Origin of the sequence: Streptomyces sp. Ru62, from assembly GCF_002920615.1 — a bacterium.
Taxonomy (GTDB): Bacteria; Actinomycetota; Actinomycetes; order Streptomycetales; family Streptomycetaceae; genus Streptomyces.
Window position 1 is genome coordinate 38,435 of the sequence record NZ_PQSU01000023.1, and the last position, 16,724, is coordinate 55,158.

General features: G+C 73.5%; 13 protein-coding genes. 8 read left to right on the plus strand and 5 right to left on the minus strand.

Going from position 1 to position 16,724, the window contains the following annotated elements; all coding sequences use genetic code 11:
* The first annotated feature begins 151 nt into the window (after nucleotides 1-151).
* From C3492_RS28500 to C3492_RS28510, 3 genes are all read left to right on the plus strand, one after another.
* A complete protein-coding gene (locus C3492_RS28500; RefSeq protein ID WP_258055931.1) occupies nucleotides 152-799 on the plus strand; it encodes a helix-turn-helix domain-containing protein in 648 nt (215 codons plus the stop codon).
* A gap of 192 nt (nucleotides 800-991) precedes the next feature.
* A complete protein-coding gene (locus tag C3492_RS28505) occupies nucleotides 992-1,750 on the plus strand; it encodes an alpha/beta fold hydrolase (RefSeq protein WP_103815406.1) in 759 nt (252 codons plus the stop codon).
* Between the two features lie 28 nt (nucleotides 1,751-1,778).
* A complete protein-coding gene (locus C3492_RS28510) occupies nucleotides 1,779-2,060 on the plus strand; it encodes a WhiB family transcriptional regulator (RefSeq protein ID WP_103815408.1) in 282 nt (93 codons plus the stop codon).
* A gap of 181 nt (nucleotides 2,061-2,241) precedes the next feature.
* Here C3492_RS28510 and C3492_RS28515 read toward each other — a convergent pair whose 3' ends face one another.
* On the minus strand, nucleotides 2,242-5,691 hold the full coding sequence (locus tag C3492_RS28515; protein ID WP_146075731.1) for a phosphodiester glycosidase family protein: 3,450 nt from the start codon (nucleotides 5,689-5,691) through the stop codon (nucleotides 2,242-2,244).
* A 524-nt stretch (nucleotides 5,692-6,215) separates the two neighbouring features.
* Here C3492_RS28515 and C3492_RS28520 point away from each other — a divergent pair.
* From C3492_RS28520 to C3492_RS28535, 4 genes are all read left to right on the plus strand, one after another.
* The gene (locus tag C3492_RS28520) at nucleotides 6,216-6,701 is read left to right on the plus strand and encodes a DoxX family membrane protein (RefSeq protein WP_103815575.1); all 486 of its coding nucleotides are present in this window, start codon (nucleotides 6,216-6,218) and stop codon (nucleotides 6,699-6,701) included.
* 227 nt (nucleotides 6,702-6,928) lie between these two features.
* The gene (locus C3492_RS28525; RefSeq protein ID WP_103815412.1) at nucleotides 6,929-8,452 is read left to right on the plus strand and encodes a hypothetical protein; all 1,524 of its coding nucleotides are present in this window, start codon (nucleotides 6,929-6,931) and stop codon (nucleotides 8,450-8,452) included.
* A 110-nt stretch (nucleotides 8,453-8,562) separates the two neighbouring features.
* Nucleotides 8,563-9,867: a MoxR family ATPase gene (locus tag C3492_RS28530; RefSeq protein ID WP_103815413.1), complete on the plus strand. Its 1,305-nt coding sequence runs from the start codon at nucleotides 8,563-8,565 to the stop codon at nucleotides 9,865-9,867.
* 38 nt (nucleotides 9,868-9,905) lie between these two features.
* Complete coding sequence (locus C3492_RS28535; RefSeq protein ID WP_258055933.1) at nucleotides 9,906-11,219, plus strand: VWA-like domain-containing protein; 1,314 nt, start codon at nucleotides 9,906-9,908, stop codon at nucleotides 11,217-11,219.
* Nucleotides 11,220-11,521: 302 nt separating this feature from the next.
* On the opposite strand, the gene C3492_RS28540 is transcribed toward C3492_RS28535, so the two are convergent.
* The 4 genes from C3492_RS28540 to C3492_RS28555 all read right to left on the minus strand — a co-directional run bounded on the left by C3492_RS28540 (nucleotide 11,522) and on the right by C3492_RS28555 (nucleotide 15,104).
* Nucleotides 11,522-12,091 carry a TetR family transcriptional regulator gene (locus C3492_RS28540; RefSeq protein ID WP_103815415.1) on the minus strand — a complete coding sequence of 190 codons (570 nt, stop codon included), beginning with the start codon at nucleotides 12,089-12,091 and terminating at the stop codon, nucleotides 11,522-11,524.
* 42 nt (nucleotides 12,092-12,133) lie between these two features.
* The gene (locus C3492_RS28545; protein ID WP_258055935.1) at nucleotides 12,134-12,868 is read right to left on the minus strand and encodes an NADP-dependent oxidoreductase; all 735 of its coding nucleotides are present in this window, start codon (nucleotides 12,866-12,868) and stop codon (nucleotides 12,134-12,136) included.
* A 288-nt stretch (nucleotides 12,869-13,156) separates the two neighbouring features.
* Nucleotides 13,157-14,053, minus strand: a complete 897-nt coding sequence (locus tag C3492_RS28550; RefSeq protein ID WP_103815419.1) for a LysR family transcriptional regulator — start codon at nucleotides 14,051-14,053, stop codon at nucleotides 13,157-13,159.
* A 190-nt stretch (nucleotides 14,054-14,243) separates the two neighbouring features.
* Entirely contained in the window at nucleotides 14,244-15,104 is an 861-nt protein-coding gene (locus tag C3492_RS28555) for an NAD-dependent epimerase/dehydratase family protein (protein WP_103815421.1), read from the minus strand.
* A gap of 244 nt (nucleotides 15,105-15,348) precedes the next feature.
* Here C3492_RS28555 and C3492_RS28560 point away from each other — a divergent pair, with 244 nt between their 5' ends.
* Complete coding sequence (locus C3492_RS28560; protein WP_103815423.1) at nucleotides 15,349-16,566, plus strand: MFS transporter; 1,218 nt, start codon at nucleotides 15,349-15,351, stop codon at nucleotides 16,564-16,566.
* Nucleotides 16,567-16,724: the final 158 nt, after the last annotated feature.

The following is a 16,724-nucleotide window of genomic DNA, read 5'->3' on the forward strand; positions in this document are numbered from 1 at the left end:
CGGAAACGCGCCGTCCGCTACGGCCCCGGGAAATGATTCAGGCCCTTTCATCAACCTGCCCTGGCCGACCGCCGACGACGACGAACACCTGTACCTGGCCGTCAACGTCTCCGACGAGACAGTGCTTTTCCCACACGATTCCCTTCTGTGGTTGGAGCCCGGTGACATCGTCATCGGCGGCGCCTTCCGCCCCGACCTCCTTTCCCGCCGGGAGAACCTGGCCCTCTTCCGTGTTCCCCTGTGCCTGCTGGACGCGTCGGCGGCCGACCTGCACGAGCTCTCGCACACCCACCTCAGTGGGAGGAGCGGCCTGACGTCGCTGGTCTCGCAGTTCCTGACCGCACTCGCCAGAACGCCGCGCCACCAGCGCCTGACCGGTGGCCGACGCCTCGCCCTGAACACGGCCGACCTCGTGGCCCTCCTCGTCGGCGACGTCCTCCAGACGCGCGGACGGCGCTCCGCCCCCGGCGCCCACGAGATGCTGACGCGGATCCAACAGCACATCCAGGACAACCTCATGGACCCGGACCTCGCGCCCGAGTCGATCGCCCGGGCCCACCACATCTCGGTGCGCTACCTGCACAAGCTCTTCCAGTCCGGCGGCACCACCGTGAGCGCCTGGATACGGCAACGCAGACTCGACGCCTGCCGCGCCGAACTGCGCGGGCGGCGCCGCACCGTGGCCGCCGTGGCCAACAGCTGGGGCTTCGCCAGCCCCTCCCACTTCAGCCGCCTCTTCCGGCAGACCTACGGCATCACCCCCAAGGAGTGGCAGGCCACCGTCTCCTCCGACGTCTGAGCCGCCCACCCGCCGGCACCAGACCCATCCGTCGGCCCGTTCGCCGGCGTCTCCCGCCGCCGCAGCCCCCATCCCACCACTGCCCACGAGGCCACCCATGCGAAGCCGTCGAGGCCGCCGGGCACGCCAGCGTCCGCCCCCTGGCCGGCCACCCCTCGCCGACACACCCGTGAACCGGGAAGGAACCCCGCCATGCCCCCCACCCCCACCGTCGTCCTGGTCCACGGAGCGTTCGCCGACACGGCGGTCTGGTTCGGCGTCGTCGCCGAGCTGCACAGCCACGGCATCCCGGTCGTCGCCCCGCCGAACCCGCTGCGCGGCCTCGCGGCGGATGCCGCGCGCATCGCGTCGGTGGCCGCGCAGATCGACGGCCCCGTCGTTCTGGTCGGGCACGCCTACGGCGGGGCGGTGATCACCGTGGCGGGCACCGCCGACAACGTCGTCGCCCTGGTCTACGTCGCCGCCCATGTGCCGGAGGAGGGGGAGAGCCCCGGCGAACTCCAGGGCCGATTTCCCGCCACCGGACCGGCGGGCGACCTCCAGCGGTGGAGCTACCCGGTCCCCGGTGGCGGTGAGGGCGTCGAGGTCACCCTCGGCGTGGAGGCGTTCGCGACGGTGTTCGCCGCCGATGTCTCGGCCCCGGTCGCCCAGGTGCTCGCCTCGTGTCAACCTCCGCTGGCCCTGGCCGCCTTCGAGGAGAAGGCCACTGCCGCCGCGTGGCGGACCAAACCGTCGTGGGCCCTGGTGGCCGGCGCCGACCGGGTGATCGCCCCGGACGTGGAGCGCTTCGGTGCCGCGCGGGCCGGGTCGACCGTGGTCGAGATCGACGGTGCCTCGCACGCCGTCACCCTCTCGCAGCCCACGGCCGTGGCCCGGCTCATCCGCGACGCCGTCCACGCGGTGAGCCGACCCGCACACATCCGCCCACAGGGCACACACCCCCCCGCATGAGACCGCAGCCGAAAGGAAGGACCAGCCGATGACGACGCAGCTCAAGCCGCTTCTGCGGACGTGGGAATGGCAGGCCGAGGCCGCCTGCCGGGGCATGGACAGCTCGGTGTTCTTCTCACCGCCAGGTGAGCGGGGCTCCGCACGGCGCCGGCGCGAGCAGAGGGCACAGGAGATCTGCCGGCAGTGCCCGGTGCGCCTCCCGTGCGCGGGCTTCGCCGCGGCGTCCGACCAGCGGTACGGCGTGTGGGGCGGCCGCACGGAGGCCGAACGCCGCGCCACCCCCTCGACCCCGGCCGCCCCGAACCCCTGAACCGCCCAGCCTCGGGCGTGGGGCGTCAGCATCATGGCGGACGCGGTCCGGGCCCCCTCCCGGGCCGCGCCGCAGGGTCAGCGGGAGCGGGCAGGTCAGCGGTGAGCCCGACCGGCGCCGGGAGCGGCCTCGGCGGGCCGCGGTGCCCGAGAGGGCCCGGGCACCCCGGCCCTGGGTCAGGTCACCGGACGACGACCCCGGTGCGACCCGTGACGCCTCCGGCGGTCACCGAGACGGTGACGGTGCCGGGGCGGTGGGCGGTCAGGGCGCCGGTGGCGGGATCCACCGAGGCGATCTCGGGGTCGCTGGACGTCCAGACGTGGGAGGCCGGGTCCGCGATCGGGATCGTGAGCGGTGCGATGTCGTCGCCGCCGATCTGCTCGCCCGTCGCGCTCAGGGCGATGTGGTCGCCCTTGGCGACGGGGTCCTTCGGACCGTGGACGGTGATCGACGCGAGCGCGGGCTCCACGGTGTACTGAAGGTCGCCGTCGTCACCGATCCGGACCAGACCGAAGTGGTAGATGCCGCCCTGGTCGGCCGGGGCGTAGGCCGGCATGCCGAGGTCGGCGAAGGTGAACTGCGGGACGCCACCCTCCTCGGTGGTCACGCTCCGCCCCTCGGGATCGAGGATCTGCTCGGCGAAGCCGCGGGCGTGACCGTACATCATGATCACGTGCTGCTTCGGGTGCGTCTGCTGGTAGCGCTGCACCAGCCGCAGATACATGCGGGCCTCCCAGCGGTCCGTGAACTGGCTGTTCGCGGCCGGGTGCGGGTCGTAGGCGGGCATGTGCGTGACGACCAGTACGTCCTTCGCGGTGGTGTCCGTCAACTGCCGGATCAGCCAGGGGTACTGGGCGCCCTCCGGGTCCTGGAACGGGTCCGAGGACTGAAGGCTTCCGTGCGAGTTGTCCGTGACGATCAGCCGCGCCGCGCCCTGGGTGTAGGCGTAGTGGGTGTCGCCGAAGGTGTCACTGTAGTTGCCGTTCTCGGCGTCGGCGCCCTGGGTGATCTCGTGGTTGCCGACGATGTCGCGCTCGGGAACGCCGAGCGCGTCCATCTTCGACTTGGCGAACCGCAGGTCCGCGAGCTTGCCGTCGTCGGCCATGTCGCCGAGGAACTGGGCGGCGTCCGGCCGGGCCTGCGGGGTGAGCGAGGGCAGCCGCTCGGCGATCGAGTCCATCACGTTGCTGCTCACCGACCCGGGGCCGGAGGCGAGCAGATGGGCGTCGTCACCGGTGAGGAGGGTGGTGCCGTGCCTCGCGAAGTCCGCGGAGTCCTCCTCGAAGGACAGCCACTTGGGGTTCTGCGGGACGGCGTGGTACTCGGGCGCCGTGACGGGCCGCGGAGAGTACAGGGCCTGGAGGCCCGCGACGTTGAGCGAGCCGCTGTAGGGGGTGCTCGGGCTGATCGCCAGGAAGTCGATGAAGCTGATGGTCAGCGGGAACTGCATGCCGGCGGGCAGCTGGGCGACCGCCAGGTGCCAGTCCTTCCAGGTGACGTACGTCGGGTAGAGCGTGGTGGAGGAACCGTTGACGCCGATGTACTTCTCGGCGAGTTCGATGCCGTTGCCGTCCCCCTTGATCCACACACCGATGCCGGTGGGAACCTGACCGTTGTTCGTGTCGGTCTTCAGAGTGGTCTTCGGAGAGAGCACCAGCTGCTTCACCCCGGACCCGGCCGGCATCGAGTAGTCCAGCCTCAGCGATCCCGGCTCGTCGGATCCCGGCGGGACGACGCCGGGGTCGGCGGCCAGGGTGGCGGGCTTGCCGGTGGTGTTGTTGCTCAGCCGCCAGACGTCCAGGCTGGTCATCGGGTCGATGACCTTGCGGACGCTGCCGACGGCGATCGACGTGGTGCCGGTGGAGCCCGCGACCGTCGCGGTCACCTCCGCGAGTCCGCCCTCGTCGGCGTCGGCGGTGAACAGGCCGTGCGCGTCGACGGTGCCGAGGCCCGCCGGGTTCACCTTCCAGGTGACCGCCTCGGCGGGGATCCGCACCTGGTCGCCGTCCTTGTCGGTGGCCGACAGGGTGAGCTGCCGGGTGGCGCCGTTGTCGAGGTCGGCCTTGTCGGGCGAGACCGTGAGGGTCTTGAGCCTTCCGACGACCTCCAGCTTCTCGGAGGCGGAGGCCGTGCCGTCGGAGGCGATGATCCGGCCCGTGCCGGTGCGGCGCGGGGTCAGCACGCCGTCGTCGTACGTGGCGAGGTCGGTGGGCTCGACGCGGACCCGCGTGTGCCCGGCCGCAGGGTTGGCGAACCGGTCGACGGCGTACACCGGCAGCGGGACGGAGCCGCCGGCGACGGTGGTGAGCGTCTTCCCGCCGTTGACGACGACCTTGGCGGCCGGTCCGGGCTCCTTGGCGGTGGAGTAGAAGAAGATGCCGTTGGCGACCGGGCGTTCGGTGTTGCCGGGCAGGTCGGACGGCGTGTTGACGACTTCGGCCCGGTCGGCGCCGGGAGCTCGGCTGACCATCGTGGTGGAACCACCGCCGTCGAACAGCATCGCGGTCCAGGCGCCGTGGGCGACCATGTAACCGGCGACCTCGTCCCTGGTCACGCCGAAGGCAGTCGCAGCGCCGCCATGGCCGTCGACGGCGACGACGACGGCGTGCTTGCCGTCCTCGGTGATGCCGACGGCTGTCTCCGGGTTGGCGCCGCTGGGCGGGGTGCCGGTCGGGTCCCGGTATACCTTGCCGTCCTTCACCAGGGTGTCGACACCGCTGATCAGCTCGGTGACATCGTTGTCGGGGGAGAGGCGGGTGGTGATGCCCACGTCGTCACCGGTGTGCAGGCTGTCGGTGAGCCACTGCCCGCCGTCGCCGGCGCCGAGCAGGCCGAGCCGGCCGGCGGTCAACCGGGGCACGGTGGTCACCCCGGTCCGCACGCTCTCGACGACGAAGCCGCCGTCCGTGGCCCGGCCGAGCACCAGCGTGGACGGCTCGGCCAGGTCCGGGGTCTCGCCGAGATCGGGGGTGACCTCGGTGATGCCGCCGGCGGACACGTCGTTCACCGTGTTCACCGAGGTGAGCGGGCGGGTCGCGGAGCCCGCGGTGATGGTGCCGGAGAACGTCTCCGGACCCATCACCATGGTGCCGTCGGGCTTGACGCCCAACTGGGAGGCGAAGCCCGGCTCGGGGCTCTTCAGCATGTGCCCGCCGGAGACGATGCCGCCGAGCGGGCGTCCACTGGCGTGGATCTCGAAGTAGTCGCCGTTGACGCCGGCGACGGCGCCGGTGCGGTGTGCCATCGAGGACGGCGTCTCGTCCGCCGGGTCGGTCAGGGTGTCGCCGGCCTCCACCATCCCGACCCGGAGGTTCGGGTCGGTCAGGTCGGCCGTGAGCACCTGCATGTGCTGGCGACCGCCGACGGTGTCGTAGGTCTCGCTGTAGTGCCGCAGCCCACGGGTGACGGTCTCGGCCGGTGTACGGGTGTGGTCCACCACCACCGGCCAGTTCTGCGGTGTGTCCGGCAGCCAGTCACGGTGCTCCGTGTGCCGGGACGCGGCCGTGGCGTCGGCGGAGCCGAAGGCGGTTCCCGCCCCGCCCACGGCACCGGCCAGCACCAGCGCCAGCGCCGTCGCCACCGCGGTACGGCGTGAGCCGGCCGCCGCGGGTCTCTCGTTACGAAGTGTCATCACGCTTTTCCTGGAAGACGTGCGCGCCGATGGTCATCGACGCCCACGACCACCGCACACCGGTTCGGCGGAGCACAGGTGTCCGGACCCGGTGGCGAAGATGACCATCAGGCGCGCGTCCACGGGCCTTCGGTCACGCGGCGTTCACCATCGGCCGTGGGTGCTGCTGGTGCGTGGTTGCGTGAAGGCGCACGTGGCTGGCTCGCGGAGGTGTTCACGTCAGGAAGTGTGCTGGGGGCACCGGGCGGATGCCCACCCCGGTGGCGGGGCTCCCAGATGCACAACGCGGCCCGCCCCGCAAGGATCGCTTGTGAGGCGTGTGTGCTCCGTGATGGTGTGCGGCGTGCGCACCCACACGCCATCGGTCGCTCGGCATCCGCGCGAGCTGGGGGAACCGCCCGTTTCGGCGCTCCAACCGGATCATTGTCATGTTGATCAAACGCATCCTGAACCGTTCTCCTCAGTCCACGCCATCGGCGGCGCACCCCACCCCCACGGCGCCCACGGCGGCCGCCACCGGGGCGATGGTGACCGCGGCCGACGTCGGCCTGCTGCTCCTGCGGCTGACCTTCGGCCTGTACATGGCCGCGCACGGCGCTCAGAAGGTCTTCGGTCTCTTCGGAGGTAACGGTCTGACCGCGACCGGGAAGGCCTTCGAGTCCCTGGGCTATCGCCCGGGCAAGCTGTTCGCGCTGATCGGGGGCCTGTCGGAGCTGTTCGGCGGTCTCGGCCTGGCTCTGGGGCTGCTGACCCCGCTCGCGGCTGCCGCCCTGATCGGGGTCATGATCAACGCGATGGTCACGGTGACCGCCGCCCATGGCCTGTGGGAAACGGACGGCGGTGTGGAGTACAACGTGGCGATCGCCGTCGCCGCCTTGGCCGTCGCGGCCATCGGCCCCGGCCGGCTGGCCGCTGACCGCTTCTTCCCCTGGGGCCGGGGCGGCTGGGCGGAGGCTGCCGTCGCCCTCGGCCTGGGCGGCATCGGCGCCGCGATCTCCCTCAGCGTCTAGGTGTACTCGGCCAACAGCTCGGTGATTCGCGTCGGTGGTTGATCAGGAGAGGACCTCCGGGCGCGTGCTCGCCATGCAGCCGGTCGGCCCGACCTGGCCGTCCCATCCGGAGGAGGGAGCGGGTGCGAAAGTCGGGGGCGGATGGTCAGCGGTGTGGTTAGGATGCCGGAGATGAAGAACTTCTCCTCGTACGGATTGGGGGAATCGTCCGCGCAAGGTGAGTGCTGATGGCACATCACTTCGCGAACGACATCCCGTCCCGCCTGTTGATGTGGCAGCGCGTGCGCGAGTACGCCGTGCCACCGTCCATGATCGAGACCGCGACCGCGCGCCGTGCGGTCGGCGACTGGGCGGGGGCCTGCGCCGCCGCCCGCGTCGACATCGATCTCGATCTGCGCGCCGTGCGCAAGCGCCACGGCACCGATGTCGCCACCCGGCTTCGTGCGGATCTGCGTCGGCTGGCGCCGGATCTGCTCCGCTGGCACATGCCCCGGATCGCCCCCGACGGACGGCTCCGGCCCGGCCTCACCCTCTCCCTGGCCCGTTACGGCGGTCCGGGCGGCACACCGCTGCACCTGGTGGTGCGGACACCACCGACGTGGGCGGAGGCCGGGCAGCGCATGTCACTGGCCCTGTGGGAGGGGACCGGGAGCAGTGTCCCGGGGCACCACCCGCACCCCTACCCCGACCGGCGTCACCGCCTCGACCTGCACCGGCACCTCTGGGACTCCGGACGAAGCGGCGAACTCGCACGGCGATGCGGAGCGGACGGCGCACCGCCGACGATGCCGTCCGGCCGCTCCGACGGACCTCGCCGTCCAGCCCCGCCGGATCGTCCGGACCGTCCGGATGATCCAGGTCGCCCGGACCGGTCCAGCGGTGACGACGCGTCGTGGGCGGTCTCCCGCTGGGCCGCCGAGGCGGAGTTGCTGTTGCGGGCCGAGGGCCGCCGTCCACGCGGCGCCTTCACCGTGCGGCTCGGTGCACGCAGCCGCGCCGTGCTCGAACTCGTCGCACCCGACGACAGCCACGCCCCGACGTTCCGGCCGCTGCGGGAGCCGCTGCCGTCGCAGCAGGTCGCCGCGCTTCCGCTGCTGCCGGAGGCGGCGGCTCGCGTCCTGCCCGATCTGGAACTGCTGCGCGCCGGGCTCGTCGCGGCCGACCGTCTGCATCCGCTCGTCGCCGCGGCACTGGCGGAGCCCAGCCCGGCAGCAGCGACCGGACCGGCCCCCGAGCCCCACGACCCGCACCGGGTGCGGTGCCGGGGCGAGGTCCACCGGATCGCGCTCCGGGACGGGGTGCTGACGGCGATCGACCATGATCCGGCCGAACTACGGCGGGAGGAACTGCTGGTGGCGCTCGGCGGGCCGGCGCTGCCCTGTCTACGGGCCATCGACGCGGTGCACCGCAGCCCGGAGGCACTGCCCGCGGTCAGGGAGCGGCTCCTCCACGGTGACGTCGCCGGCGCGCTGACCGTGATCGAGGGACTCCTCGGCCCCGGCGCCGTCCTGCCCGACGGGCCGCTCCGGCGGGAACTGGAGTCGGCCGCGACCCGGCGCGTCGACCACGGTCTCTTCCGCTCGGGGCTGGTCACCGTGCACCCCGCTGCCCGTGCCGCGGGAGGCGGGAACGCCTCGGACGCGGGACACGCCGACGCGAGTCATCGCCCGCGGCCCGATCGCCGTACCCCGCACGCCATGCTCCGCAAGCGGAGCAGCCGGGCCCGGCCACGTACCGGCTCCCTGCGCTGATCAGCCGTCCTCCGCCCAGCACACCCACAGGCACCGCACCTTCGGTGCCCCATGCCCCCATGACATCCGGACGGGCCGTCCCGTTCCCTCCTCCCACCCAGGTGATGCCCATGACATCCAGCACCCTCCCGCGGACCGCGGTTGCGGCCGTCGGCGCGCCCGCACCACTCCCCGCCGGCCCGTCCGGCACCCGCGCACAACTCGCCGTCGCCGACGATCTCCTGACCCTCCTGCGGACCACCAGCACCGAGCCCCGCCCCGATGACCAGCTCGAAGCCCTCACCCTGGCCGTCGCGGCCGACCTGCCCGTCCTGCTCTGGGGTGAACCGGGCATCGGCAAGACCGCGGCCCTGACGCAGCTCGCCCACTCCCTCGGCCTGCCGCTGACGACCGTGATCGCCAGCGTCCACGAGCCGTCCGACTTCTCCGGGCTGCCCATCGTGGGCGACGACCCGGCGGAGCAGGGCGTGCCGATGGCGCCGCCGCAGTGGGCCGTGGAGCTGGTGCGGGCCGGACGGGGGCTGCTCTTCCTGGACGAACTCTCCACCGCCACCCCCGCCGTGCAGGCCGCACTGCTCCGGGTCGTCCTGGAGCGGAAGGTGGGTGCCCTCCAACTGCCGCAGGGCGTGCGGATCGTGGCCGCCGCCAATCCCCGCGCTTCCGCGGCGGACGGGTGGGAACTGAGCCCGCCGCTCGCCAACCGGTTCGTGCATCTGCACTGGTCGCACGACCCGGAGGTGGTGGTGCGCGGGCTGGGCGGGGTCTGGCCCCGGGCGGAGCTGCCCCGGCTGGTGCCCGAGCGGCTGCCGGACGCGGTGGCCCACGCCCGGCGCGCGGTCTGCGGTTTCCTGCGAGCCCGGCCGACGCTGATCCACCGGCTGCCGAGCACGGAGACACGACGCGGCGCCGCCTGGCCCTCGCCCCGCAGCTGGGACGCCGCGCTGACCCTGCTGGCCTTCGGCACGGCGGCCTCCGTCTCCCGGGAGGTGCTGGCGTTGCTGGTACGGGGCGCGGTCGGGGACGGCCCAGGGCTCGAACTCCTCGCCCACCTGGACCGGATGGACCTGCCGGACCCGGAGTCCCTGCTGGCCGATCCCGCCTTTGCCGAGCTGCCCGTGCGGGGCGATCTGCGCCAGGCGACGCTGGAGGCGGTGGTGGCCGCCGTCGGAGCGAGACCGGAGCGGCAGCGGTGGGAGGCGGGCTGGGCGGTACTGGTCCGGGCCCTGGAGACCGGCGCCCCCGACCTGCTGGTGGCCCCGGCGACGACACTGGCGGCGCTGCGGCGTGACGACTGGGAGGTGCCGGAGGCGGTGGAGCGGCTGGCCGGGGTGGTCGGCCTCGCCCGACGGGCCGAGCGGTCGGTGGGACGCGCCACCGCGGCCGACGCCGGGCGTACGACGGGAACGCGCCGGTGACGGGGAGCGCGAAGCGCCCGCGGCCGCTGCCACGTCCCATGCCCCGGCCCGCGCCGGCCCGCCCGGTACGGGCCGCGGTGCCGGCCCCGCCGACCGCCGGCGGTGGACCGTACGACCGTCCCGGACTGCCGCTGGACCAGGAGAAGTTGCTGGCCGCCCGGCTGCACGCGGTGAAGGTCCGCCCCTACCTGGCCGCCGCCCTCTTCGCGCTGCACGTGGTGGAGGACCGCTCGGTGCCGACGATGGCGGTCGACGCGCACTGGCGCTGCTACGTCTCACCCGGCTTCGTGGCGCGCACCCCGGTGGAGGAACTGGCGGGCGTCTGGGTGCACGAGGTCTCCCACCTGCTCCGCGACCACCACGCGCGGGGCGAGCGGTACGCGCGGGAGCACGAGGGGCACGGTCCCGGCGGGCGAAGCGGGAGGGGGAGCTCCCCGACCGGGAGCCGCGAGAGGCTACGGCGCAACATCGCCGCCGACTTCGAGATCAACGACGACATCTACGGCGACGGCCTGCCCCGGCCTGCCGGAGCGGTGCACCCGTCCATGCTGCGGCTGCCCGAGGGTCTGCTCATGGAGGAGTACCTGCGTACGGCGTCGCTGTCCGCGCTCACCGCGGAGCTGGCCTGGCTGGACTGCGGCAGTGGTGCCGACGGGCAGGCCCGGCCGTGGGAGCTGGGACCCGACGGCGCACACGGGCTGAGCAGGCGGGTGGCCGAGGGCATCAGAGGCCGGCCCGGCCACGCGCCGGAGGGGTGGCGCCGATGGGCCGAGGAGGCGTTCCATCCGCCGCAGCCCTGGCGGCAGTTGCTCGGAGCGGCGGTCCGCTCGGCGACGGGCGCGCCGGGGGCGGGGGAGGACCACAGCTACCGGCGTCCGTCCCGGCGCTCGGCCGGCGTCCCCGGAGCACTGCTGCCGAGCCTGCGCCGCAAGCCGCCCAGGGTCTGCGTCGTGATCGACACCTCAGGGTCGGTGAGCGACGCCGAACTGGGCAGCGCGCTGCTGGAGGTCGCGGCGATCTCCCGTGCGGTGGGCGGACGGCGCGACCTGGTCTCGGTGATCTCCTGCGACGCGGCGGCCGGGGTCGCCGTCCCCCTGTGCCGCGCCGAGAACATCGCACTGGTCGGCGGCGGCGGAACCGATCTGCGCTCCGGTTTCACCCGGGCGCTGCGCTCCCGCCCGGACGTGATCGTCGCCCTCACGGACGGACAGACCCCGTGGCCCTCCACCCAGCCGCCCTGCCGCACCGTCGTCGGCCTCTTCCCCCGCCCCGCCCACGCCGTGGACGAGGAAGACCCCGACTACGTTCCGGACACCCCACCGCCCTGGGCACGGGTCGTCACGATCGGCTGAGACCGGGACCGGAAGCGGCCACGGCGAGGGCGGGCACGACGCGGTGGCCGTCCCCGTCCCTGGCCGTCCCGGCTCGGCGGACCAGGCGCACAGCCGACCGCGGGGGCGACGGAGGCACTGGTGCGGAGTCCCGACCGCCGGCCGCCGCGGCCGGCACCGTACGCGCGCGCACAGCTCATCGTCGGCGCGGCCGTGCCGTACCTGCTCGGACCGGGCTGGAGAACGCCGACGGCCGGACGCGCACCGGCACCCGCACGACCGGGCTGCCCGTCCTGCGCCGAGCGGCCCGGCCGAGGGGTGTGTCACTCGGCCGGCATCAGCCGCTCGGTCAGTGCCTCGACCGAGGCGACGACGGCCGCGCGGTGCCGCTTGAGCCGGGCCGCCTCGCCATCGTCGGTGGGATTGCGGATGGCCGGCGGCGTGAAGAGCCACGCCTGGGCGGCGGCGAGGGCGATCATGAGGGCGTCCATGCCGGTTTCCAGGTCGGCCCCGTGTGCGTCGGCGACGGCCTGGGCCTTGCTGAGATGTGCCTCCAGCTCCGCCGTCGACGCCTCCGGCCGCTCCAGCGACTTCCACTGGGTGAGCCGGATCAGGTCCGGGTCGGCGACGAAGGCGTCGAACAGAGCGCCGGCGTAGGCCGCCAGGTCGTCCGGGGTGAAGGGGACGACATCGGCCAGGATGCGGACGCGGGCCTCCAGGACCGCGTCGAAGAGGGCGTCCTTGGACCCGAAGTAGGCATAGATCGCCTGTTTGTTGGCGGGCGCGTTCTTGGCGATGCGTTCGACGCGTGCTCCGGCGAGTCCATGTGCGACGAACTCCTCGTGCGCGGCCTCCAGCAGCCGGGCACGCGTCGCGGAAGAGTCATAGCCCATGGCGGCAGCCTAAAAGACAAACGTCTGGATCGAAAAAGGCCGTCATCCCGCGTCCGGGGCGGCCGGGCAGGGGGGGCGCCGACCGCGCCGGCCGTAGGGTGCCCCCGCACTGCCCCACGGCCGGCCGCGAGGAGGATCAGCCCCCATGGCCACGACGACGTTGCCGCGGGTGCCGCCCGCCGCCAGCACCCCTTGGGCCTCGGCTGCGCGTTCCAGAGGGAAGGTGGCGCCCACCCGCACCCTCAGCCTGCCGGCGTCGGCCAGCTCCGCCACGGCCTTGAGATCGTCTCCGCCGAGCCGGCAGAAGACCGGGACGACACCCGGCAGCCCGGTCTCCGCGACAGAGGCGACACGGCCACCCGGCCGGACGGTGCCCGCGGCCGACACCAGCGTGCCGCCCCCGACCGTGTCCAGGACGGCGTCCGCGCCGGCGGGCACCCCGAGGACGCGCTGGGCGACCCCCTCCCCGTAGGCGACCGGGAGGACGCCGAGGGAACGCAGGTAGGCGTGGTCACGCGCCGAGGCCGTCCCGACGACCCGGGCGCCGCGTGCCCGGCCGATCTGGGCGGCGAGCGAGCCGACACCGCCGGCCGCGCCGTGCACGAGCAGCGTCTCACCCTGCCGGACACGCAGGGCACGCACCACGGCCCGGTAGGCGGTGAGGCCGGCGAGGGGCAGTCCGGCGGCCTCGGCGAAGCTCATGGTGCGGGGCTTGTGCACCGGCGTGCGGACATCGGCCGACACCAGCTCGGCCAGTCCGCCGTGCGCGCGCTGCACGTCGCCGCGGAGGTACCCGATGACCTCGTCACCGGGGGATAACTCGGTGGCGGCGGACCCCGCGTGCTCTCCGGTCCCGGCCTGCTGAGCCTGGCGGACAGTCTGGCGGCAGAGCTGTCGCCGGTGCGCTCGGTGCCGGCGTAGGGCGTACGGCGGAATTGCCGCGCGGGCGCGCCCGGGGGTGCGTCAGCGCCCCGCACCCGGTTCGCCGGCATCCGACGCCAGGCCGGGCGGACCAGTCCTCCAAGGAGGGCTCAGGCTCGCGCGGTCCTCGGCCTCGTGCGGTCGTCAGCGCTGCGGCGGCTGTTCCTCGGTCCGGGTCCGGCCGAGGGTTTCCGCCGCGGCCTCGGCGAAGTCGTGGATGAGGGGCGAGCGCCGGGACGCCACCCATGCCAGGGCCACCTCGTTGGGGCCGATGTCCTCCACGGGCAGCGGGATGACGTCCGGGCGGGTGTAGAAACTGGCGGTGGACAACGGGAGCACACAGATGCCCGCACCGGAGGCCACCAGTTCCAGCTTCTCCTCCACCTGGTGGATCACGGGCACCTCGGGGCGCCGCCGCTCCCGCAACTCCAGTGCCACGTCACGCCATTCGGGTACGGCGTCCGGGTCCTGGAGCAGGTGCTCGGACGCGAGGTCGCCGACGGTCACCGACGCCCTGTCCGCCAGACGGTGTCCGGCCGGCACCATCACGACCCGGGGCTCCCTGAAGAGCGGCCGCACCTGGAGGCCCCGCTGGTCGATGGGCAGCCGCACGACGCCGATGTCCGCCCGGCCGTCCTGCAGCACCTCCACCTGGTTGTCCCAACTCGTGCGCAGCAGACGCACGTTGACGCCGGGACGGCGGGCGGAGAAGACGGCCGTGGCCGGGGTGACCGTGATGCCGGGCATGAACCCGACGGTCAGCGTGGGGGTGCCCCGCGCCGCCGTCTTCGCCCGCCGCAGCAGCGCCTCGGCCGAGGCGAGCAGCGGGACGGCGTCCTCCAGCAACTGCTCCCCGGCCGGCGTGAGCAGCGTGCCGCGCCGGTCCCGTGCGAAGACCTCGACGCCCAGGTCGTCCTCCAGGCTCCGGATCTGCCGGGACAGCACCGGCTGCGCGATGTGCAGCCGCTCGGCCGCACGCCCGAAGTGGAGCTCCTCGGCCACGGCCACGAAATACCGGAGCTTCCGCAGGTCAAGATCCACCCGGACTCACCGCTCACTCTCTCCGAGGCGACGGCCCGGCCGGGCGGTCGGCTCTCCTGGAACGACTCCTCGATCGCCCCGTGGGACGACCGAGGCAGTTCTGCACGAATCTACCCGCCCCGGCCACGGCGAGCCGTCACGGACGGTGCCCGCCGCCTTCGCGAGAGGTGCCGCCTTGTCCCTGGCCCGGTCACTTCTCGCCGGCGAGGACGGCCAGCGGGTCGGTGTGCGCGGGGGTCCACCCCAGCTCGGCCTCGGCGCGTGCCGGGGTGAGCTGCTGGTCCAGGGCGAAGGCGTCCGCGACCGGCCCCATCTGCTCACGGGCCTGCTTCAGCGTGATGGAGGCGACCTTGCCGTCGAGACCGAGCGAGCGGGCGACGGCCAGCGCGCACTCCTTGGCGGTGGGGTTCACACCGCCCACGCCGACGTACACAGAGCCGGGCTTCGCCTTCAGGGCGGCGACGTACAGCTCCGCGATGTCGTCGATGTGCACCAGCGCCCAGCGGTTCGCACCGTCGCCGATGTACGGAACGGCTCCCGCCTCCTTGCCCGGGACGGCGTAGAAGAAGTCGATCAGGCGGTTCTCACCGCCGTACAGCAGACCGGGCTGCACCACGACGGGGCGGCCACCCTGCTGCGCGCGCCGCAGAACGGCGTACTCCACCGGCTTGCGCCAGGCGACCAGGGCCGGCGGGTTCCAGGGGGCGGTCTCGTCCACGACCCCGTCCGTGTCGCCGTAGACCCAGGTGCCGCCGGTGTGGACGTAGGTGCCGGTGCCGATGCCGTCCTGCATGGCGGTGGCCGCCGCGAGGTCCTCGTCCCCGGTCTCGGCCTGCGCCAGGTGGACGACCGCCTCCGCGCGGGCCGCCGCCGCGTTCAGCACGCCGAGATCCCCCAGCCCGCCGCGCACCGGCGTCGCCCCGAGGGTCGCGACGGTCTCGGCGGCGACGTCGTTGCGGGCCAGCGCCTCGACGGTGTGTCCGTGGCGGATCAGCGCACTGATCGTGGCCTTGCCGATGTATCCGGATCCACCGGTGAGGAAGATCTTCATGGTGATGGCTCCTGTCTCCGTGGCTCGGGGAGTTCGCTGACTTCGCTGACCAGCCTGCGCTCAGGGACGGACCCCCGTCCAAGACCTCTTCCGCCGCCTGTGATACCCGAGGGGCATCAGCGCTGTGGCCGTCGGCGACTGATGCCCGCAAGGCATCACGGACGCCGAAAGAGGTCTTGGACATCGTGAGCGCCCCGCCCGAGCGTGGGACGCGGACCAACGCCACGCCCCAAGGAGACGCCCCATGTCCCAGACCGCCGCGGCGCGGCCCGCCACCCCGGCGGCTCCCGCGCACCCCGGCATATCGCGCGCCCTGACCCTGCTCCTCGCCGTGGCCACCGGTGCGATCGCCGCGAACGTGTACTACGCCCAGCCGCTGCTCGCCGTGATCGCGCGTTCCCTGGGCACCTCCACCGGCGCCGCCGGTGTCGTCGTCACCGTCACCCAACTCGGCTTCGCCGTCGGCCTGGTGTCTGTGCTCCCGCTGGCCGACATCGTCAGGCGCCGGTCCCTGATGAGCGCTCTGCTGCTGCTCGACACCGCCGCGCTCGCCGCGGTGGGCCTGGCACCCCGACTGGCCGCCGCCCTCGTCGCCTTCGCCGTGCTCGGTCTCGCGAATGTCGCCGCCCAGGTGCTCGTGCCCGTGGCGGCCCACCTCGCCGACGACACCCAGCGCGGACGCACCGTGGCCACCGTCATCAGTGGCCTGCTCACCGGCATGCTCCTCGCGCGGACCGTCGGGGGCCTCGTGACCGAACTCGTCGGCTGGCGCCCGCTGTTCCTCGGGGCCGCGGCGCTGATGATCGTCGTCAACGTGGTCCTGCGCCGCGCTCTGCACGGCATCGATCCCGTCCCGGGCCGGCCCGTCGGCTATGGCGAGGTACTGCGCTCCACCGTCCGCATCTACCGGACCGAAGCCGCCGTCCGCGTCCGCTCCGCGTACGGCGCCCTGGGCTTCGCAGCGTTCAGCGTCTTCTGGTCCACCGCCGCCCTGCGGCTCAGCCAGGCCCCGTTCGGCTACTCACCCGCCGTCATCGGCCTGTTCGGGCTGCTCGGCGCCGCCGGCGCGACGGCCGCCCGTCTCACCGGCCGCGTCCAGCGGCACACCCATCCCGTGCCCACCGCGGCCGCGCTCGCGCTCATCGCCCTGGCCTACGCCGTGCTCCTGGCCGCGGGCAACACGCTGGGCGGCATCATCGTGGGCGTGCTGGTCCTCGACGTCGGCGTCCAGGCGCTGCACGTGCTCAACCAGCGTGTCATCTACGACGTCGACGCGGCGGCCCGCAACCGGGTCAACAGCATCTACATGACGTTCTACTTCCTGGGCGGTGCTCTCGGCTCCGCCCTGGCGTCCTCCGTATGGCCGAGGGCCGGCTGGGCCGGCATCTGCCTGACCGGCCTCGGCGTCACCGCACTCGCGACCGTGCTGTGGGTCCGCACCTCCGTCCGACGCGCGCAGTAGCACGCCGTCACCGGGAAGAGGGGACGGACGAGGGCAGCGACAGGGCCTCCTACCATGGCCGCCGGCGCGACCGCCCGGGCTGACGCCGCATCACGCATGAGCGGCGCGGGACGCGTGGCCGCCGCCCGGACCCGGCGCTCGCCGGGTCCGGGCGGCGG

What these genes read in the sequence shown, in the direction of transcription:
- C3492_RS28505 (WP_103815406.1), top strand. Translation starts at nt 992, where the DNA reads ATGCCCCCCACCCCCACCGTCGTCCTGGTCCACGGAGCGTTCGCCGAC.
- C3492_RS28510 (WP_103815408.1), top strand. Translation starts at nt 1,779, where the DNA reads ATGACGACGCAGCTCAAGCCGCTTCTGCGGACGTGGGAATGGCAGGCC.
- C3492_RS28515 (WP_146075731.1), bottom strand. Translation starts at nt 5,691, where the DNA reads ATGACACTTCGTAACGAGAGACCCGCGGCGGCCGGCTCACGCCGTACC.
- C3492_RS28520 (WP_103815575.1), top strand. Translation starts at nt 6,216, where the DNA reads ATGGTGACCGCGGCCGACGTCGGCCTGCTGCTCCTGCGGCTGACCTTC.
- C3492_RS28525 (WP_103815412.1), top strand. Translation starts at nt 6,929, where the DNA reads ATGGCACATCACTTCGCGAACGACATCCCGTCCCGCCTGTTGATGTGG.
- C3492_RS28530 (WP_103815413.1), top strand. Translation starts at nt 8,563, where the DNA reads ATGACATCCAGCACCCTCCCGCGGACCGCGGTTGCGGCCGTCGGCGCG.
- C3492_RS28535 (WP_258055933.1), top strand. Translation starts at nt 9,906, where the DNA reads ATGCCCCGGCCCGCGCCGGCCCGCCCGGTACGGGCCGCGGTGCCGGCC.
- C3492_RS28540 (WP_103815415.1), bottom strand. Translation starts at nt 12,091, where the DNA reads ATGGGCTATGACTCTTCCGCGACGCGTGCCCGGCTGCTGGAGGCCGCG.
- C3492_RS28555 (WP_103815421.1), bottom strand. Translation starts at nt 15,104, where the DNA reads ATGAAGATCTTCCTCACCGGTGGATCCGGATACATCGGCAAGGCCACG.
- C3492_RS28560 (WP_103815423.1), top strand. Translation starts at nt 15,349, where the DNA reads ATGTCCCAGACCGCCGCGGCGCGGCCCGCCACCCCGGCGGCTCCCGCG.